The 18,876-nt window shown below is 72.8% G+C and carries 16 protein-coding genes and 1 pseudogene; 11 read left to right on the top strand and 6 right to left on the bottom strand.

Going from position 1 to position 18,876, the window contains the following annotated elements:
- Nucleotides 1–101: 101 nt before the first annotated feature.
- Nucleotides 102–3,791 carry a tetratricopeptide repeat protein gene (locus ACLB9X_RS14815; RefSeq protein WP_410360803.1) on the bottom strand — a complete coding sequence of 1,230 codons (3,690 nt, stop codon included), beginning with the start codon at nucleotides 3,789–3,791 and terminating at the stop codon, nucleotides 102–104.
- Nucleotides 3,792–3,827: 36 nt separating this feature from the next.
- Between ACLB9X_RS14815 and ACLB9X_RS14820 the strand changes: the two genes are divergently transcribed.
- A complete protein-coding gene (locus ACLB9X_RS14820; protein WP_410360804.1) occupies nucleotides 3,828–4,142 on the top strand; it encodes a trypco2 family protein in 315 nt (104 codons plus the stop codon).
- Nucleotides 4,143–4,214: 72 nt separating this feature from the next.
- Here the strand turns inward: ACLB9X_RS14820 and ACLB9X_RS14825 are convergent, their stop codons facing one another.
- Together ACLB9X_RS14825 and ACLB9X_RS14830 are read right to left on the bottom strand one after the other, a co-directional pair.
- Nucleotides 4,215–5,675 carry a zf-HC2 domain-containing protein gene (locus ACLB9X_RS14825; protein WP_410360805.1) on the bottom strand — a complete coding sequence of 487 codons (1,461 nt, stop codon included), beginning with the start codon at nucleotides 5,673–5,675 and terminating at the stop codon, nucleotides 4,215–4,217.
- Nucleotides 5,672–6,253, bottom strand: a complete 582-nt coding sequence (locus tag ACLB9X_RS14830) for an RNA polymerase sigma factor (protein ID WP_410360806.1) — start codon at nucleotides 6,251–6,253, stop codon at nucleotides 5,672–5,674. Before ACLB9X_RS14830 ends, ACLB9X_RS14825 begins: the two co-directional genes overlap by 4 nt.
- A gap of 269 nt (nucleotides 6,254–6,522) precedes the next feature.
- Between ACLB9X_RS14830 and ACLB9X_RS14835 the strand changes: the two genes are divergently transcribed.
- Both ACLB9X_RS14835 and ACLB9X_RS14840 read left to right on the top strand, forming a co-directional pair.
- The gene (locus ACLB9X_RS14835) at nucleotides 6,523–6,897 is read left to right on the top strand and encodes an STAS domain-containing protein (RefSeq protein WP_410360807.1); all 375 of its coding nucleotides are present in this window, start codon (nucleotides 6,523–6,525) and stop codon (nucleotides 6,895–6,897) included.
- Between the two features lie 99 nt (nucleotides 6,898–6,996).
- Nucleotides 6,997–7,515 (top strand): EF-hand domain-containing protein, encoded by a 519-nt coding sequence (locus ACLB9X_RS14840; protein ID WP_410360808.1) that lies wholly within the window; start codon nucleotides 6,997–6,999, stop codon nucleotides 7,513–7,515.
- Between the two features lie 100 nt (nucleotides 7,516–7,615).
- Here ACLB9X_RS14840 and ACLB9X_RS14845 read toward each other — a convergent pair whose 3' ends face one another.
- Entirely contained in the window at nucleotides 7,616–7,885 is a 270-nt protein-coding gene (locus ACLB9X_RS14845; protein WP_410360809.1) for a hypothetical protein, read from the bottom strand.
- A 74-nt stretch (nucleotides 7,886–7,959) separates the two neighbouring features.
- Here ACLB9X_RS14845 and ACLB9X_RS14850 point away from each other — a divergent pair.
- Nucleotides 7,960–9,033: pseudogene (locus tag ACLB9X_RS14850) on the top strand (hypothetical protein); the annotation flags it as partial.
- A gap of 451 nt (nucleotides 9,034–9,484) precedes the next feature.
- On the opposite strand, the gene ACLB9X_RS14855 reads toward ACLB9X_RS14850, so the two are convergent.
- Nucleotides 9,485–10,975 carry a class I adenylate-forming enzyme family protein gene (locus ACLB9X_RS14855; RefSeq protein WP_410360810.1) on the bottom strand — a complete coding sequence of 497 codons (1,491 nt, stop codon included), beginning with the start codon at nucleotides 10,973–10,975 and terminating at the stop codon, nucleotides 9,485–9,487.
- Nucleotides 10,976–11,102: 127 nt separating this feature from the next.
- Between ACLB9X_RS14855 and ACLB9X_RS14860 the strand changes: the two genes are divergently transcribed.
- The 4 genes from ACLB9X_RS14860 (at nucleotide 11,103) to ACLB9X_RS14875 (ending at nucleotide 15,185) form a co-directional block, all read left to right on the top strand.
- The gene (locus ACLB9X_RS14860; RefSeq protein ID WP_410360811.1) at nucleotides 11,103–12,296 is read left to right on the top strand and encodes an amidohydrolase family protein; all 1,194 of its coding nucleotides are present in this window, start codon (nucleotides 11,103–11,105) and stop codon (nucleotides 12,294–12,296) included.
- On the top strand, nucleotides 12,296–13,429 hold the full coding sequence (locus ACLB9X_RS14865) for an acyl-CoA dehydrogenase family protein (RefSeq protein WP_410360812.1): 1,134 nt from the start codon (nucleotides 12,296–12,298) through the stop codon (nucleotides 13,427–13,429). Before ACLB9X_RS14860 ends, ACLB9X_RS14865 begins: the two co-directional genes overlap by 1 nt.
- On the top strand, nucleotides 13,429–14,304 hold the full coding sequence (locus ACLB9X_RS14870; protein WP_410360813.1) for an acyl-CoA dehydrogenase family protein: 876 nt from the start codon (nucleotides 13,429–13,431) through the stop codon (nucleotides 14,302–14,304). The genes ACLB9X_RS14865 and ACLB9X_RS14870 overlap by 1 nt, the downstream gene beginning before the upstream one ends.
- Before the next feature lie 377 nt (nucleotides 14,305–14,681).
- The gene (locus ACLB9X_RS14875) at nucleotides 14,682–15,185 is read left to right on the top strand and encodes an ATP-binding protein (protein WP_410360814.1); all 504 of its coding nucleotides are present in this window, start codon (nucleotides 14,682–14,684) and stop codon (nucleotides 15,183–15,185) included.
- A gap of 84 nt (nucleotides 15,186–15,269) precedes the next feature.
- Here the strand turns inward: ACLB9X_RS14875 and ACLB9X_RS14880 are convergent, their stop codons facing one another.
- Nucleotides 15,270–16,196: a cyclase family protein gene (locus ACLB9X_RS14880; RefSeq protein WP_410360815.1), complete on the bottom strand. Its 927-nt coding sequence runs from the start codon at nucleotides 16,194–16,196 to the stop codon at nucleotides 15,270–15,272.
- 80 nt (nucleotides 16,197–16,276) lie between these two features.
- Here ACLB9X_RS14880 and ACLB9X_RS14885 point away from each other — a divergent pair, with 80 nt between their 5' ends.
- From ACLB9X_RS14885 to ACLB9X_RS14895, 3 genes are all read left to right on the top strand, one after another.
- A complete protein-coding gene (locus tag ACLB9X_RS14885; protein ID WP_410360816.1) occupies nucleotides 16,277–17,191 on the top strand; it encodes an SDR family oxidoreductase in 915 nt (304 codons plus the stop codon).
- A 355-nt stretch (nucleotides 17,192–17,546) separates the two neighbouring features.
- Nucleotides 17,547–17,777 carry a hypothetical protein gene (locus tag ACLB9X_RS14890; protein ID WP_410360817.1) on the top strand — a complete coding sequence of 77 codons (231 nt, stop codon included), beginning with the start codon at nucleotides 17,547–17,549 and terminating at the stop codon, nucleotides 17,775–17,777.
- Nucleotides 17,774–18,823, top strand: a complete 1,050-nt coding sequence (locus ACLB9X_RS14895) for a Zn-dependent alcohol dehydrogenase (RefSeq protein ID WP_410360818.1) — start codon at nucleotides 17,774–17,776, stop codon at nucleotides 18,821–18,823. The genes ACLB9X_RS14890 and ACLB9X_RS14895 overlap by 4 nt, the downstream gene beginning before the upstream one ends.
- Nucleotides 18,824–18,876: the final 53 nt, after the last annotated feature.

An 18,876-nucleotide genomic window follows, 5' to 3' on the forward strand; every position in this document is an offset into this window, starting at 1 on the left:
GCGCGCGGCGGGCGCGGCCGGCCGTCGCCGCGGCACCGCGCCGCGTCCGGCGTACGGCGGCCGGAACCGTGCCGCGCCACGCGCCCCCCTCGTGGCGGCCGTCATGCCGAGTCCTCCCGGTCCCGGAGCGGACGGCGCCGGGCCCACCGCGGCCAGGGCGACGAGCGCCCGCGGCCCCGGACGTGGCGGACACCGAGCGGGCGGGTGCGGAACGCCCGGTCCAGCAGGGCCTCCGCCAGCGCCGTGTCCTCCGGCCGGTCCGTGCGGGGCACCTGTTTCGCCAGCCGGCGGTAGCTCGCCGACAGCTCGTCCCGCAGCTGCCTCTCCGTCCTCGGGACCTGCGTCTCCGGGAAGCCCGCCGCCTTCAGCCGCTCCAGGGGCCCGCCGGAACCGGGCTCCTCGCCCGCTTCCTCGCCCGCCTCCTCGACCAGGCCGAGCAGCATCGCCAGCAGCTCCGTCCTGATCCGGTCCTGCGCCGGCCCGTCCGTGAGCCCCTCGTCGTTGGTGAGCCGGTGCAGCGCGGCGTAGGCGTCCACGGGCGAACGCCGGTTCACGTGGATGCGCACGACGGCCGTGCGCGCGGCCGTGCGGTGCCGCGAGTCCGGCGGCACGCTGTCCAGGTACGCGCACGCCTTCTGCCACTCGTCCTGCGCGAGGTGGATCCGGGCGAGCCCGAACGCCGCCGCCCCCATCGCATGGTTGCGCTGGAGGACCGCCTCGTAGAACTTCTTCGCCTGCGCCACGTTCTGCTCTCGGTCCGCCGGGGGCCGTGGCAGCTTGGGCGGTTCGTCGTCCCCCGGCGGCGCGACGGCCAGCTTCTCGTGGCAGTAGCCGAGCGCGAGCTTGGGCGCGTACTCGCCGGGGATCGCCCGGTAGACGGCGTCGAAGCGGCGCCAGGCGTCCGCCGTGCGGCCGGACGCGAGGTCGATGAGCCCCTGGTGCCAGTCCAGCCGCCAGTCGTACCGGGCCCTTTCGCCGAGCCGCTCCTCGGCCAGCCCCTGTTCCGTCTCGGCCGCCGCCACGTCCCCGAGCTGGAGATGGAGCCGGCAGCGCAGCAGGTGGAGTTCCGGCGAGCGCTCCCACTCGCGGCTGAGCTGCAGCAGACCGGCCGGGTCGTCGTACGACGAGCGCTGCAGCTCCTTCCAGTTGGGGTCCCGCACGTCCGGCTTGGGCTTCGGCAGCGCCACCGCCGCCTCCGCGGGGTCCGGGATGCGCGCGCCGAGGCGGTCCGGCGCGCGGTCCGTACGCCACCGCTCCAGCGACGGCGCCTTGCCGAGCTGGCCGTCGAGCGCGGCGGCCGGCGGGTCGAACAGGGTCGACGGCTGGTAGGTCTCCTCGCCCAGCCGCAGCGACCGCATCTCGCGCAGCACACCGCGCAGCTGCACGGCCATCTCGTCGGCGGACGCGTACCGCAGCTCCGGCTCCTCCTCCATGGCCCGGTCCAGCGCCCGGTTCAGCGACTCCTCGCCGATGTCGGCGGACGGCTCCGGGTCCCGGGACAGCAGCTCGCGCAGTACGGCGCCGACGGTGTACAGGTCGCCGGCGGTCGTCATCTCGCCCCTCGGCCCCGACCGCGGGGGCCTGTGGGTGACCGGACCCGACTCGCCCGGCTCGCGCACGCCGGCGACGTCGATGAGCTTGATGCCGTCGCGGCAGTGCAGGACGTTCGTGAGCGACAGGTCCCCGTAGACGAGCCCCTCCTCGTGCAGATAGCTCAGCGCGTCCAGGATCAGCAGCCCGTACGTGACGACGAATTCGCGCACCCGCTTCCCGGCGAACGGCGCTCGCCGTGCGGCGATGCGTTCCGCGACCCACGACAGCGAGGCCCCGTCGGCGAACTCCATCACGATGAACTCGTCCGGTGCCGACGGGTGCCGCGCGTAGTTGACCACCCGGATGATGGACGGGTGGTTGAGCCGGACCAGCCGCAGCCGCTCCTGGTGCGCCTGGCGGACGGCGGCCGGGTTGTCGGGGTCGAGGACTCCCTTGAGCGCCACCGGCCGCCTCTCCAGCAGCAGATCGCGGGCCAGGTACACCTGCCCGTGACTGCCCCGGCCGATCGGGCCCACCACCTCGTACTGCTGGTGCAGCAGGTCACCGGCCACCAGCTTCGCGCCGGAGCGGGCGGTGACCAGTGCGTCCGGCGCGCCGACGGTGACGACCGGCAGATCCGTCAGCCCCTCGCCCGCCGGCTCGGCGACGAACTCGGGCGGGCCCGCCGTCCGGTGCAGGATCTCCTCCCTGTTCTCGGCCTCCAGCAGCACCGTCTCGATGTCGACGGCGAGGCGGAACATCGCGTACGGCAGGGTCCGGCCGTCGTACGACAGGCCGCCGGGGCGCAGTTGTGAGAGCTTCGCCCGTAACCGCTCGGCGTGCGCGTGCCGTTCCGCCGCGTCCTTGGGCCGGGCCGGGTGCTCGCGGATCCATCGCTCGCACGCGGCGAGCCGGTCGAGCCGCGGCCGCAGCCGGTCGGCGCGGCGGTCCGGCCAGTCGGGCTCCATCAAGTCGGCGCGCACCCGGTCGAGCAGGGGGGAGCTGCGGTCGGCGAAGACGAGCAGGAGGCGGGTCCCGCCGCCGGCCCGCAGGGCGCGCAGCAGGTCCATGATCTCGTCGTCGGAGGACGCGGCCCTGTCGACGGCGAGGAACGCGATGTTCAGCGGCGGGCTCTCCTCGGCGATACGCCGCAGCAGGGCCTCCTGGGACTCCGAACCGGCTGCCTCCGCAGGCACCGGCACATCGAGTCCGATACGGTCCGCCGCCTGGCGTGCCAGTTCGTTCGCCGTGCGGTTCGTCGCGTCCACCGCGATGTCGATGCTGCCCAGCTGCGGCTCGCCGGCCGATGCGGGCATCACCGAAGGCGCCGGCGGGCTCTGCTCGCGGTCCGCCAGCGTCAGCACCGACCGGATCGTGTACCGGAGGTCGTGCTCGCCGGCTCCGGCGAAGACGGGCTCCACCGGATCGGTGTCCGGCTCGCCGTCCAGCCAGCGGGTCAGCCGCCGTTGCAGCCCCGGCACCCGCCCCGAGACCGTCCGGTCCGGCGCGACCGCGACGTCCCGGGACACGGCCCGCAGCCCGGTGATCTTCAGCCCGAGCCGCTCCAGCCGCTCCCGCCGCAGATGACGCAGCACCGTCTCCGTCGGGATCATGTACGCGTGGTCCCGGCGCACCCGGGCCTCGGGCGTGCCGAACTGGTGCACCAGGATGCCGATCACCCGGCGCGAGCGGCTGTGCACGACGCCGCAGCCGCTGTAGCCGTGGCGCACCACGTACGGCGAGTCCTGGGTGTCGAGCTGCACCCACTCCGGTGTCGGCGCGGGCCCGCCGCGCCCCATCAGCCGGGCGTGCAGGTGCTCGCCGCCGGGCAGGTCGTGCGGGTAGCCCGTGAAGTGGACCGGCTCGCCGGTGGCCGGGATCTGCCGGTGCAGGACCGCGGCGGGCACGTCGTGCGGCAGGCCGGGCCGGTCGTCCAGTTCGAGGAGGGCGATGTCGCCGCCGAAGTCGGGGGTGGGCTCGACGAAGAACTTGGGGACCACGCGGGCACGCACCGGCGCCCACGCGCCGCCGGACGACGCGGGACGCACCACGTCGATGTACACGCGGTCCAGCCGGGCGCGGACCCCCGACCGGTCGGGCGCCGAGAGGACCGTGTGCGCACAGGTCAGCACCCACGAACGGGACAGGAGGACTCCGGCGCCCAGCGGGGCGCCGCCACGGTCCGGCGTGCGCAGCAGACGGACCCGCCAACTCTCCTCGAACATCGAGGAGTTGGATGTGCGATACGCATCGCTCATACTGGCCAACGATAACTACGGGAAGCGGGGGGCGCGATGGCCGAGCGTGACGAAACCGCGGTGGCGGGGCTGGCCGAGGTGATCGGACAGGTCCGCGACGAACTGGAGCAGGCCCAGCGCGCCGGCGCGGACCGCGATCTGCGGTTCAGCGTGGAGAGCGTGCAGTTGGAGTTCGCCGTGCAGGTCAGGCGCGAGGCCACCGGGAGCGGCGGGCTGCGGATCGGCGTACTGACGGCGGGCGGGGGCGGCACGAAGGGCCACGACCGCACCCACACCATCCAGATCCAGCTCAAGCCGCACGGCCGCGACGGCAACCCGAACATCAGCGTGGGCGGCCTGCGGCCGCACTAGCGGCTCTTTTGTGGAGCCCGGCGACTCCCGGCGGCCTCACGGCCGGGCTCAGCGAGGCGACTCCCCGACGCCTCACAGCCGGCTCAGCGAGGCCGCCGCCGACAGCACGTCCCGGATCGCCTCCCGGTCGCCGTCCTGGCCCGCCGCGGCCTCCTGGGGTGACACGTGACCGGCGATGAGCCGGCAGAACTCGACGCCGTCCAGCGCCACCTGGGCCACCGACCGGTCGGGTGAGCCGACGGCGGCGGGCGAGTCCAGGGCGATGTACCAGTTGCCCCCGCCCGATCCCTCGACCTCCAGGTGCAGCGAGCGCCCCGGCGCCCCGGCCGCCACCAGGTCACGTGCGGGCACGGCGAGCCCCGCGCGCCGCCGTTCCGCGAGGGCGGCGGGCAGGAGGCGTGCGGCGAGGTCGATCATCCGGTTCAGATGGGCCCCGCTCGGCGGCGCGTACGGGTAGTCGACCGCGTCGGCGATGTCGTCGGCGTGGATCCAGCACTCGAAGGCCCGGTCGAGGAGGGAGTCGCGCAGCGGCAGGGAGAACGACCCGTACGACACGGACATTTCGGCGACGCCCCGGCTCGCGAACGAGACGGTGCGGACGAGGGCGTGGCTCTGGTCGCGCCAGGGCACGCGGACCGCGCGCGTGGGCGGCAGGTCGCGGCTGCGCCAAAACGCCTCCGTCCGTTCTGCGGGCCGCACGGGCGCGCCCCGGCCCAGCGGGTCGTCCAGCCCGAGCGCGCCGGAGACCAGGCCGTCCACGCTCATCAGATGCCCGATGACCCCGGCGACGGTCGTACGCCGGTCGACCGGCCGGCCGCCCTCGAACCACTTCAGCCGCACGGGTGCGTGCCACTCGGACTCGCCGATGTCGCGCAGCAGCGCATCCAGCCGTGCGGTCTCGGCGTCGTAGGGGTCGGCCCAGTCGGGCACGGGGATACGGGCGGGCCTGCGGCCCAGGCAGTTCTCCAGGACCCGGAAGCGCAGCAGCGGATCGAGGTCCAGGTCCCGGTCGGTGTGCAGCAGCCCGACGGCGTCGCGCAGCCGCAGAGCCTCGTCGGCACAGGGGGCGCACTCGCCGAGATGCTCCTCGACTGCGGCGGTCTCCTCCGCGGAACAGGCGGACAGGGCCCATGCTCCGAGCAGCGACTTGAGCACACTGTGCGACGCGCGGCCTCTGGGCTGCGCCGCGGGGACACGGTGCGCGTCGGGGCCGGCCCCGCCGTCGCCTCCGCGCTCCTCGGGCGTCGTGTCCCTGCCGGGCGTGGCCGGCGGTACGTGACCGTCGTCCGCGGCCTGCCCGTGCGCGCCGGACCGGCCGCCGCTGTCCGCGGGGTGGCGGGTCTGCGTCCCGTCCCCCGTGGACGGGCGTCCGGCGCCGTCGTCGGCGGGCGCGGCGCCAGGCGCGGCCGCGTCCTTGTCGTCCGGCGTGCCGGAGTCGTCGCGCGGCGGGCGGTAGGCATGCGGCGACAGGTCGTCCGCGGCCGGTCTGGGGGCCGGTATGCGGGGAACGCCTCCGTCCAGCGGCCCGCTCACAGTGCGCGTCCGTATCCGGGCGGTGACGCCCCCTCCAGCGGGCGGGTGTGCGCGGTGGACAGCAGTTGCAGACCCAGCCGCAGCCTGCGCCGCGCCTCGTCCTCCGTCACCCCGAGGTCGGCCGCGGTCTGCCGGTAGTCCCGGCGCTGGAAGTACGCCAGCTCCAGTGCCGCACGCAGCGGCGCGGGCATCGACGTCACGATGTAGTCGGCGCGGGCGGCGACCGCCGCGCGCCGCACCTTCTGCTCCAGCTCCTCCGCGGTGCCACCGCCGCCCCGGGCCAGGGCCGCGGCCTCGCTCTCGCGCAGCCGGTGGACGGCCTGCTTGTTGGTGAGCCGCGCCACCCAGGAGCGCATCGAGCCCTGCTTGGGGTCGTAGGCGTCCGGGTTCTCCCAGATGTAGCCGAAGACCTCGTGGGTGACCTGGTCGGCCGCCTCCTCGTCCGCCAGCACCCGGTGGGCCTGGCTGTGCACGAGCGCGGCGAACCGGTCGTACAGCTCCCCGAGCGCCGCGGCCTCGCCCCGCGCGAGCCGCTGCTGCATCTTGCGGTCCCAGCGCGGTGGTGCGTCCTTCGCCATGCGGCCCCCAGCCGTGTCGCCCTCGACGTCCCGTGCCTCATTCGAATGTAGTGCGCCCTCCGACGTACGCACCCTTCTTTGCGGCAAGTACGCCCGCCCGCGCCGCCCGCGATGGCAGGAGCCCGCCTGGTCGGCGCGGGAACGCGTACCGGAGGGCGGAACTCCGCGTGACGTGCGTCGCGTTTCAGGGAGGGACGGCAGGGCAGTGGCCAGTGGAATGACGGCTTCCGGTCTCGCGGCCGGCCGGTTCGACGAGAGGTCCGTACGTGATGATGCTCAAGGTGGCCGAGACCCGGCAGGGCGCGTGGACCGTGCTGCACGTGTGCGGCGAGCTCGATCTCGTGTCCTCGCCCGTGGTCCGCCAGCGGGTGCACGACGCGGTCGCGGCCGGGGACCGCGATGTGGTGCTCGACCTCTCCGAGGTGTTCTTCTGCGACTCCAGCGGCGTGGGTGTGCTCGTCGCGGCGCGCCGGCTGATGCGCTCCTGCCGGGGCAGACTCCGGCTGATACTGCCCGCGCGGGGCGCGGAGGAGGGCTCGCACGTCAACAGGGTGCTGAGCGCGCTCGGCGTGCGCCGCCTGTTCGAGGTGTACGCGGACGCGGCTTCGGCGACGGACGACGAGGCGCGGCCTCTGTCGGCGTGAGCGCCCCCGGCCCGTCACCGGGTCTTCTTCCGGATGCCGTCGGCGTGCAATTCACCGGGTACGTACACGCGTCAGCGCCCGGGGCTCTACGCTCCCGCCATGGACAGCGCAGAGTACGAGCGGAAGATCGCTTCCCGCTTCGCCGCTTTCGATCAGGACGGCAACGGCTCCATCGACCGTGAGGACTTCAGCAAGGCCGCGGCCTCGGTCCTCGCCGAATTCTCCGTGACGGCACGGTCCGACAAGGGACAGGCGCTCTACAGCGGCGCCGAGGCGTTCTGGCAGGGCATGGCCGGGATCGCCGACGTGGACGGGGACCAGCGGGTCAGCCGGCAGGAGTTCGTGACGAGCGCGGTGAAGAGACTGCGCGACAACCCCGAGCGGTTCGGCGAGATCGCCCGCCCGTTCCTGCACGCCGTCGTCGCCGTGGCCGACGAGGACGGCACCGGTGTCACCCCCGCGTCGGCCGCCCGCGTGATGCGCGCCCTCGGTGTGGACGCGCAGGTCGCGCGGCAGGCCGCCGCGTCGCTGGACACGGACGGCGACAACCGGATCTCCGAGGAGGAGCTCCTGGCGGCGTTCGCCGCGTACTACGTCACCCCCGAGCAGCCCCGGTAACTCGTCGCCCCCAAGGCCGCCCGCACACCGGGCGGCCCCACCCCGCGCCTTCCGGACCGGCGCCCTCGGCCATCCCTCCGAGCAGTGCCCATCACGGTGTTCAGTCGCTGAGGACAGCCTGCCGAGCTGCGCGTGACCAGATGGCCTGCTGCCGTGCAGTAAATCCCATGCGGTTCCAGTGAAAGATGACGTGCCGCGCCAGGATGCTTCGTGTGCCCAGGGTGAGGCGCCCGTCCCGGGCGGCGTCGGCGAGCGCAACGCCGCCGCGCTCCATGCCGGTGATCCACTCGGCGATGGGCGCAAGCGGTTGACCGGCGGCGAGCACGGGGCCGACGCCGATCGTCAGGTGCTTTCGCAGTGCGCCGGTCATCGCGGTTACTCGCTCGACTGCTACGTCGTCGGGCAGGGGCCTCTTGGTTTCGACGCGCGACGTCCACAAATGGAGCTCCCGAGGCCGACACTGTCGAGGAGCTGTTGGACCTCGGAAGGGCGGACATGGACCCAACTCGTCGCGGCGTACTGGCCGCCACCCTGTTCTCGGCGGCACTCGCCGTCCCGGCTTTCGCCGAGTCCGCTCACGCGGCGAGCGAACCGGTTGCTCCTGGCAAAGCGACGACCAGGATCGGCACCTCGCAGGTTGAATCGGTGCGGTTCATGACAGACCGCATCGCGGACATTCTTGATGAGTTCGGCGCCGGGCACGCCCGGCCTCTGGCAGCGGCGTTCCTCGTCAACACCGTCGGCCCCTGGCTCAGAGCGCAGGCCACCGAACAGGTCCACGCCGGCATGCTCGCGGCCGCCTCCGACCTCACGTACCTCACCGGCTGGATGGCGATGTACGAGAAGGCGCACGGACTCGGACAGACGTACTACGTCAAGGCGCTGCAGCTGGCGCGAGAGGCCCAGGATCACGTGACCTACTGCCGCACACTGCGCGGCATGTCGCTCCAGGCCACGAACTTGGGACACGGGCGGAAGAGTCTCGAACTGGCTGACTCCGCAGCTGAGGCCGCCCCGTCCGCCAGGCCTCGCCTGGTGGCCTTCCTGCGCGGCCAGCAGGCGCATGCGGCGTCCATGGTCGGAGACCGGCAGCAGGCCCACATGCGACTGCGTGAGGCCGAAGCCGCCCTGTCGAAGGCGGACAACAGGCGGGACGCGATCGGCGGGTACGACCAGACCGCCTACCTGCTCCACGTCTCGCACGTCCTGTACGAAGAGCGCGACCTGCCCGCCAGCATCAGGGCGATGAAGCAGTCCATCAAGGTCCAGCCGGCCCAGGAGCGGCAGGGGCGCGTGCACGCCTACGCTGTGCTGGCTCAGCGCCAGTTCGAACACGGGAACCTGGACGCTGCATGCGAGTCCTGGACCCGGTTCCTCGGCGAGTACGAGCACGTGTCGTCAGCCCGCGGAGACGACCACTTCGCCACGATGCGCAAGCGGCTGGCTCCGCACGCAAAATCACGGGCAGTGCGCGCGATGGCAGGCCGAGTGCGAGAGGTCGCCGCGCTGAAGGCGTAGAAGGGGGATCTTGTGCGGATAGTGCACAGCCCGGCCCTTGCGCCAAGCACTCAGGGGTTTGTGCCCCCTGGGCCGCTTGACATCGCTACTCTAAAAGCGTCGTCAGTTCAGGCTGCGCCAGGAGCTGGGAGTAGTGCTCCCTCTGGTCCTCGCCGTGGTCTTTCGGTTCATTGGTCGAACGCTTGAAGAGTCTCCAGATGTTCACACGTCACGACGAACGGAAGGGGAATGATATGAGCAAAGGTCGAAAGGTGGCTCTGTCCATCACGGAAGTGGCCACGACAGCAGTGGACTGTGTCCTTGTTCAGGGGCTCCTGGCGATCCCCTGAGCTGACGAACGAGGCCTCCGGATGCCGCCTATGACGCCGGGGGCCTTCGCTTTTGCCGCGGCCTGCGGCCGCCGTCTCGTCCACGGTCAGGGACGAGACGGCGCCCGTTCCCGGACGCCCCCTCACCCGTACCGCTCCCTCAGCCTGTACTTGAGCACCTTCCGCAGCGTCTCGTTGCGCGGCAGTGCGTCCACCACCTCCACCTGCTCCGGCAGTTTGTGCACCGCCAGGCCCGATGTCCGCAGGTGGGCGCGGAGTTCGCCGAGCGTGGGGGCGGGTGTGCCAGGGGTCCGTTCCACCACCGCGCAGACGCGTTCGCCGCGTTCCGCGTCGGGCAGGCCGATCACCGCCGCGTCGCCCACCGCCGGGTGCGTGTGCAGCAGGTCCTCGATCTCCTGGGCCGAGATGTTCTCGCCCTTGCGGATGATCACGTCCTTGGCGCGGCCCGTGAGCACCAGGTGGCCGCTGTCGGTGAGCCGGCCGAGGTCGCCCGTTCTCAGGAAGCCCTCGGAGTCGAACGGGCTCTCCGCGGTGCCCAGGTAGCCCTGGCAGACCGCCTCGCCGCGCAGGCGGATCTCGCCGTCGACGATGCGGATCTCCATCCCGGCGGGCGGGCGGCCCTCGGTGTGGGCGAGGTTCTCCGGGGTGTCGTCGGGCGCGTTCATGGTGATCATCGGGACCTCGGTCATGCCGTAGCCGTGGGTGAGCTCGCAGCCCAGTTCGCGGACGACGGCGTGGTAGAGCTCCGGCGGCTTGGGTGCGCCGCCGCCCGCGAGCAGCCGCAGGGTCGGGATGAGCCTCTCGCCAGGTCGTTTGCGCTGTTCGGCGAGGAACATCGCGTAGAACGCGGTGGAGCCGCCGGCCGTCGTGACGCCGTGTCTGCGGTACTCGGCCAGCGCATCGGGCAGCGCGAACCGCTCGAAGAGGACCGCCGGGAACCCGTACAGCAGCAGCATCACGAGGTAGTCGGGGCCGCCGATGTGGGCGAAGGGGAACGCGATCGAACCGACGTCGTCGGCGGTGAGGCGCAGCGCGTGGGCGAGGCAGGAGCCGCCCGCGATCAGGGAACGGTCCGTATGCAGGACGCCCTTGGGGTCGGACGTGGTGCCGGAGGTCCAGTAGATCCAGCGCACGTCGCTGCCCGACGAGGGCGGCTCGGGCAGTACCGCCGGGTCGCCGTCGGGCAGGGTTCCGTACGCCTCGAAGACGCCGCGCGCCCCGAGCCGTCCGGCCATCGCGGTGTGGTCGAAGCCCCGCCACTCGCCGGGCACGGCGAAGAACTCCGCCTTGGACTCGCGCAGCGCGAAGCCGGTCTCGCGGTCGCGGTAGAAGGGGATGACGGGAGACTGCACGGCGCCGAGCCGGGCGAGGGCGACGGTCAGCAGCACGGTCTCGATGCGGGTGGGCAGCTGCCAGGCGACGACGGTGCCGGGGCGCACGCCCATGGCGTACAGCCCGGCCGCCGCTCGTTCGGCGCGCTCGCGCAGCCCGCCGAAGGTGAGCGTGCGCTCCTCCTGGAGGAGCACGGGGCGGTCCGGGGTGAGCGCGGCGCGCCGGTCGACGAGCTCCCACAGGGTCCGTGCCGCGCCGAGTGCGTGTGCGGTCTCATTCATGGGGCCCCCTCCAGAGCTGACGCGCCGTCAGAGAATAGGTCCGTGCGCCTTGTCGGTCCAGGGGTCCGGGACTAGCCTGAAAAAAAAGCTGACGACTCGTCAGAAAAATGCAGCAGCGGAGGCCCCGGTGGAACAGGAACTGCCCCGGATCGTGAGCGTCGACGACCACGTGATCGAGCCCGCGCACCTCTTCGAGACCTGGCTGCCGGCCATGTACCGCGACCGCGGCCCGAAGCCGCTGACCGCGGGCATCGGCGAGCTCGCCTACGTGGGCGGCAAGTACCGCATCACCATGGACCCGGACGGGCCGCCGGCCGACTGGTGGATCTACGAGGACCTGAAGTTCCCGTACAAGCGCAACATCGCCGCCGTCGGCTTCGACCGCGACGACATGACCCTGGAGGGGATCACCCGCGCCGAGATGCGCCCCGGCTGCTGGGACCCGAAGGAACGGCTCAAGGACATGGACCTCAACCATGTCGAGGCGTCCCTGTGCTTCCCCACCTTCCCCCGCTTCTGCGGACAGACCTTCGCCGAGGCCCACGACAAGGAGGTCGCCCTCGCCTGCGTGCGCGCCTACAACGACTGGATGGTCGAGGAATGGTGCGGCGACAGCGGCGGCCGGCTCATACCGCTGTGCCTCGTCCCGCTGTGGGACGTCCGCCTCGCGGTGGCCGAGATCGAGCGGAACGCGGCGCGGGGCGTGCGGGCGGTGACCTTTTCCGAGATCCCGACCCATCTCGGGCTCCCGTCGATCCACTCCGGCTACTGGGACCCCTTCTTCGCCGCCTGCCAGGACACCGGCACGGTCGTCAACATGCACATCGGGTCCAGCTCCCAGATGCCCGCCGCCTCCCCGGACGCCCCGCCCGCCGTCCAGGCGTCGCTCAGCTTCAACAACGCCATGGCCTCGATGACGGACTTCCTCTTCAGCGGCGTCCTCGTGCGGTTCCCCCGGCTCACGCTCGCCTACAGCGAGGGACAGATGGGCTGGATCCCGTACGCGCTCGAACGGGCCGACGACGTGTGGGAGGAGCACCGGGCCTGGGGCGGCGTACGCGACCTGATCCCCGAACCGCCCTCCACCTACTACTACCGGCAGATCTTCTGCTGCTTCTTCCGCGACAAGCACGGCATCGCCTCCCTCGACACCGTCGGCCGCGACAACGCCACCTTCGAGACCGACTACCCGCACGTCGACTCGACCTTCCCGCACACCAAGGAGGTCGCGCTCGACCACGTCGAGGACCTCGACGACGAGACGGTGTACAAGCTCATGCGGGGCAACGCGATCCGCATGCTCGGACTGGACCTGGTCTGATGGACCTGGGCAGCACGGCCGAGGAGGAGCAGTTCCGGGCCCGGCTGCGTGCCTGGCTCGACGTCGCCCTTCCCGAACTCCCCTCCGAACCGCCGCCGGAGGACTGGCCGGCCCGGCGCGCGTACGACACCGCCTGGCAGCGGGCGTTGTACGACGCCGGGTACGGGGACGTGCACACGAACGCCCCGCCGGCCCTGCGGCTCGTCTTCCTGGAGGAGACGGAACGCGCCGGCGCCCCCTACGTCGGCGCCAACTTCGTCGGACTGCTCCACGCCGGACCCACCATCGCCGCCGAGGGCACCCCCCAGCAGCAGGACCGCTGGCTGACACCGATCCTGCGTGGCGACGAGATCTGGTGCCAGGGCTTCAGTGAACCGGACGCCGGCTCCGACCTCGCCTCGCTGCGCACCCGCGCCGTCCGCGACGGCGACGACTACGTCGTGACCGGTTCCAAGATCTGGACCTCGCACGCAGAGGTCGCCGACTGGTGCGAACTCCTCGTCCGCACCGGCCCCGACACCTCCGGACACCGCGGCATCACCTGGCTCGCGATGCCCATGGACGCTCCCGGCATCACCGTGCGGCCGCTGCGCACACTGGCCGGGCCGGCCGAGTTCGCCGAGGTGTTCCTCGACGAGGTACGGGTGCCGGCGGCCAACCGCGTGGGCGAGGAGAACGACGGCTGGCGGGTCACCATGGTCACGCTGTTCTTCGAACGCGGCACCGCCTTCGCCGGAGAGGTCGTCGCCTGCCGCCGCACCCTGACCCGACTGGCCCGCGCGGCTCGCGACAACGGCCGCTGGGACGACGCCGTGCTGCGCCGCAGGCTCGGCAGGCTGCACGCCGAATTCACCGCGCTGTGGCGGCTCGTCCAGTGGAACGTGAGCGAGGCGTCCGCCACCGGCGGCGTCCCCGGCACCGGTGGCTCCGTCTTCAAGCTTCGCTACTCGCACGCCCGTCAGGAGCTGTACGACGCGGCTGCCGACGTCCTCGGCCCCGACGCGCTCGACCTCGGCCACGACTGGACGCGCGACCGGCTCTCCTCCCTGTCGTACACGATCGCCGCCGGCACCTCGCAGATCCAGCGGAACATCGTCGCCGAGCGGATACTCGGCCTGCCGAAGGGGCGCTGATGGACTTCCGGCTCACCGACGACCAGCGGGCCCTGCGGGCGGGCGTACGTGCCCTGTTGTCCGCCCGTTTCGGGCGCGAGACGCTGCGCGCCGCCGTGGCGGAGCCCCGGCTCGACCGCGGGCTGTGGCGGGAGCTGGGGAGCGCCGGATTCTTCTCCCTGCGGCTTGCGGAGGCGGCGGGCGGGGCAGGTCTCGGCCTCCCGGAGGCGGTGCTCGCCTTCGAGGAGGCCGGCCGGGTTCTGCTGCCGGGGCCGCTGGTCGCCACGCACCTCGCGGCGGGCCGTGTCCCCGGCGCGGCCACCGGCGAGACGGTCGTCACCGCGTCCGACGGGGCGCTCGTCCCCTGGCTGGACGCCGCCGACGCCGTGCTCGGGGAACTCGGCGACCCCGTGCCCGTACGGTCCCTCGACCCGCTCACTCCCCTGCACCGGGACACCGGCGGTCGCGCCGGGCCGCCCGATCGCGTCGCCGTGCTGCTCACCGCCGCCGAGCAGCTGGGGTCGGCGGCCCGGACGACGGAGATGGCCGCGCGATACGCCCGCGAACGCACCCAGTTCGGCCGGCCCATCGGCTCCTTCCAGGCCGTGGCGCACCTGTGCGCCGGCATGCTCGTCCGCACGGAACTCGCCCGCTGCGCCGTCTACGCCGCGGCCGTCACCGCGGACCCCGTGGAGACCGCCGGGGCCAAACTCCTCGCCGACGAGGCGGCCGTGCGGGGGGCCCGGGACTGTCTCCAGGTGTTCGGCGGGATGGGCTTCACCTGGGAGGCCGACGTCCATCTCCACCTCAAGCGCGCCTGGTTGCGGGCCGGGACGTGGCTCACGGCGGCGGAGGCGGAGGAGACGCAGGCACGGGCATTGGCCTCAGCACCATGAAGAGTCACCGTGCGTCGATATCGGGTTGTGTCCTTCCGACGACTCGTCACGGCCCGGAGTCGTCGTGCCGCTCCGGTACGCTCCATGAGATGCGAGTCGCTGCGAGGACGAGGCGTCACGGTCCGGCCGGTCCGGCCGAGCCGGGTCTGCCGATGCGCGCTGATCGGCCGGTGCGTGTGCGGATTGCGAGCCTGTGTTCGACTCCCCGTGAGGTGCGTCGCACAGTATGCACCATGGGTACTTCTTCGCGCTGGAATATGCCCGAAGCGCTTGTTGCGGTGACTGTACGTCAACCATGCTGTCCTGCAAGGAAATCACGTTCCGTGATGGCTATGAGGCGCAAGGCGATGTGTCCGCCGGTTCGGATGGTGTGAGCGGTGCAGGTGCTTCAGGTGCAGTTGGAAGTCGGGCCCGATCCGGCGGAGGTGGGACGGGCGCGCAGATGGGCACGGTCGCGCCTGCTGGGGTCGGGGGTGCGCGACGACGAGCCGCTGGCCGAGACGTTGATCCTGCTGATCTCCGAACTCGTCACCAACGCCGTGGTGCACACCGGCTGTCCGGCCGTGCTGCGGATACTGTTCGGCGGGGACCAGGCGGACGTCGGGACCGTACGGGTCGAGGTCGCCGACAGCAGCGCCTGCCCGCCCCGGCGCCGGCACGCGGAGGGCGAGGACACGAACGGCCGCGGGCTCGAACTCGTCGACGGGCTCGCGGATCGCTGGGGCTGGCGCGCGGAGGGCACCGGCAAGTCCATCTGGTGCGAGGTGGACCGTTGTCCCGGTCCCGTGCGGGAAGTGCCGCCCGCGGTGCCGCGGGTGCACGAGGCGACGTACGGGATCGAGTCGTACGGCACGCTGCGCGCGACGGCGCACGGGGCTTGAGGGCGCTTCCTGCAAGGCCGACGGCGCGTCGCTTCCTGACGGCCGACGGCGCGTGGCCTCCCGACCCCGCCGGCCAGAGGACGGTCAGAGGACCGCCACCGGGGCTACGGGCGCGCCCGTGCCGCCGACGAACGGCTCCGGCACGGCGCACAGCAGGAAGGCGTGACGCCCCTGCTCCGCGCAGGCCGCGGACAGCTCCTCCAGGTCCCAGTTCTGGCCCTGGAGCATGCCCATCTCCACGAGGTGGAGCGCATGCACGGGCAGCCACAGGTTCTTGATCTCCGGCGGGAAGATCTCGAAGGTGAGCGTGTCGCTCGCGACAGCCGCGACGTCTCTCGCGTGGAACCACTCGGGTGTGCGGACGGACAGGCCGGGCGAGGGGTAGCCGTAGCCGCGCCGGTCCCCGTTCAGCAGGTGTCGCATCTGGCCCGTCCGTACGAGGACGACGTCACCGGACCGGACGGTGACACCGCCGAACTCGGCGGCCTCGTCCAGGTCCTCGGGCGTCACCGCGTGGTCGCCCGGCAGTCCGTCCACGCCCTTCGCGCGGGCGACGTCCAGCAGGACGCCCCGTGCGACGACCGGCGGGACCGTGCCGATGCCGCTGAAGCCGGCGCCGCCGTGGGCGGTGACGGAGGCGGCGGGACGGCCGTTGTAGAGCACGCCCGAGTGCGAGACGTGGGGCAGCGCGTCCCAGTGCGTCGCGCACTGCAGCCCCATCGTCACCACGTCGTCGCTGGTGGCGACCGTGCCGGGGCCGAAGAGCTCCTGGTTGATCTGCACCATGGTGTGCAGCGGGTTGACCCGCCCCGGGATGACGCCGGTCTGGACGCCGTCCTGCCGGAGCGGGAGCGCGAGTGGGATGCGCAGTCCCTGCGTGACGGTGGCGACGCCGTCCCGCACGGCGGCCGGAGTGATCAGGTTCAGTGTGCCGATCTCGTCGTCGGCCCCCCATCGCCCCCAGTTGTTGACGCGCTTCGCGATCTCGTGGAACTCGGCCGGCAGGGACATGGCGCCTCCTGGGGCTTGTGCTCGGCAGTCCGACGGCCAAGAATCTAACGGTCCGTCAGATTGTGCGGGAAGGGGCCGTCGTGGGGAACTTCTTGGCAGGCAAGGTGGTCGCCGTGACCGGCGCGGGACGCGGCATCGGCCGCGCCGTCGCCCGAGCCGCCGCGGCCGAGGGCGCGAGCGTCGTCGTCAACGACTACGGCGTCTCCGTCGCGGGCGGCGAACCGAGGAGCGAGATCGCGGCCGACGTCGTCAAGGAGATCGAGGCGGCCGGCGGCGACGCGGTCGCGGTCGCCGACGACATTTCCACGATGGCCGGCGGGCAGCGGGTCGTCGACGTCGCGCTGGCGCGGTACGGGCGGCTCGACGGAGTGGTGTGCGTGGCAGGGATCCTGCGGGAGCGGATGCTGTTCAACATGACCGAGGAGGAGTGGGACCCGGTCGTCGCCACCCACCTCAAGGGCACGTTCACCGTGTTCCGGGCGGCGTCCGCGGTGATGCGGCGGCGCGGCTCGGGCACGCTGATCGGCTTCACCAGCGGCAATCACCAGGGGTCGGTGTCGCAGGCCAACTACGCGGCGGCGAAGGGCGGCGTCATCTCGCTGGTCCGCAGCGCGGCGCTCGGCCTCCACAAGTACGGCGTCACGGCCAACGCGGTCGCCCCCGTCGCCCGCACCCGCATGTCGGCGAACGTCCCCGTGGAGCTCACCGAGATCGGCGACCCGGAGGACGTGGCGGCGCTCGTGGTCTACCTGCTCTCCGACGCCGCGCGCACGGAGGGCATCACGGGCCAGGTGTACACGGTGGCGGGCCCCAAGATCGCGGTCTGGGCCCAGCCGAGAGAACTCCGCGCGGCGTACGCGGAGGGCGGCGCCTGGACCCCGGAACGGATCGCCCGCACGCTCCCCGGCACGGTGGGCACGGACCCGATGCCGCTGCTGTCGCACGTCGCCGCCATGTCCGCGGCGGCGGCCCAGGGCACCCGCCCGAACGCGTGACCCGGCGGACCGGGCGCGGCCCTGCGGCGTATGGTCCACAACTCGCGTGCGCGGGCCTGCGCGCGGATGGGTGCGGTGGCCGTCCGCGCGCAGGGGCAGCGTGGGCGCGGCGCAGGCTTGCGGCGTGCAGCACCGGTGGCTCGATGTGCCGGGCCGTGGCGCGCCGGTCGGGGAGCGGTGATGCATGTCCGGCGGCTTCTGCGCTTGCGGCCTGCGGCGCGCGGGCAGCCGCCGCCGTAACGCCCGGCGGGGCCGTCGGGCACGCTCGCCCAGGCGGGGCGTGGGGACGCCCTACCCCTCCGGCAGAAGGGGTGGGCGGGTGGGAAAGGCCCGAGTCACTGACAGGAGCAACCTCATGGACATCGACGTCGGCAGCAGCCCCGCCTTCCGGGACGCGGCCCGGAGCCGGCCGCGGGCGCATCCGCGGCGGCCACCGCGGGCCCCGGGCACGTACGAACTCCGCGACCATCCGCGCCTGTTCCCCGTCGGCCGGGCCGACACCGTCCACGGCGGCGGCTCGGACGAGACCGAGCGCACCCTCATCGCCGAGCGCGTGCTCGGCCTGCCCAAGGAGCCGAGGCCATGAGAGGCGTGGTGTTCGACGGCATGCAGGCACAGGTCGTCGACGACCTGGAGACACGCGAGCCCGGTCCCGGCGAGGTCCTTGTCGCGATCGCCGCCGCCGGGCTGTGCCACAGCGACCTGTCGGTGGTCGACGGGACGATCCCCTTCCCGTCCCCGGTCGTCCTCGGCCACGAGGGTGCGGGGATCGTCGAGGCGGTCGGACCCGGTGTCGGCCATGTCGCGCCGGGCGATCACGTCTGCCTGTCCACCCTTGCCAACTGCGGGACCTGCGCCGACTGCGACCGGGGCCGCCCGACCATGTGCCGGCGCGCGATCGGCCGCCCCGGCCGGCCGTTCTCACGTGGCGGCGCCCCGGTGTTCCAGTTCGCCGCCACGTCCGCTTTCGCCGAGCGCACGATCGTCAGGGCCGTGCAGGCAGTGCGAATCCCCGCCGACATCCCCCTCGCCTCCGCCGCGCTCATCGGCTGCGCGGTCCTCACCGGCGTCGGCGCCGTGCTGAACCGGGCCGGGACCGGTCGCGGCGAGAGTGTCGTGGTGATCGGCACCGGCGGCATCGGGCTCAACGTCGTCCAGGGCGCCCGGATCGCGGGCGCGTCGGCGATCGTCGCGGTCGACGCCAACCCGGCGAAGGAGGCCATGGCGCGGCGGTTCGGCGCGACGGACTTCCTCACCTCCGCCGGCGCCGTACGGGAGGTCCTGCCGACCGGCGCCGACCACGTCTTCGAGTGCGTCGGGAGCCCCGCGCTGGTCCGGCAGGCGATCGACCTGCTCGACCGGCGCGGCCAGGCGGTGCTGCTGGGTATGACCTCGCCCACGGCGGAGGCCACGTTCCTGCCGGCGTCGCTGTTCCTGGACAAGTCGGTCCTCGGCTGCCGTTACGGGTCGTCGCGTCCGCAGCACGACATCGCGCTCTACGCCGAGCTGTACCGGCGGGGCGAGCTGCTGCTCGACGAACTGGTCACCGAGACCTACCCGGTCGAGGACTTCGCGAAGGCGGCGGACGACGCGCACCACGGCCGGGTGGCACGCGGGGTGCTCACGTTCTGAGGCGTACGCTCCGGTGGCGCGGCGCGCCTGCGTGGGCTCCGCCCCAAGCCCGG

The organism is Streptomyces sp. 5K101, assembly GCF_046506645.1.
Classification (GTDB): Bacteria; Actinomycetota; Actinomycetes; order Streptomycetales; family Streptomycetaceae; genus Streptomyces.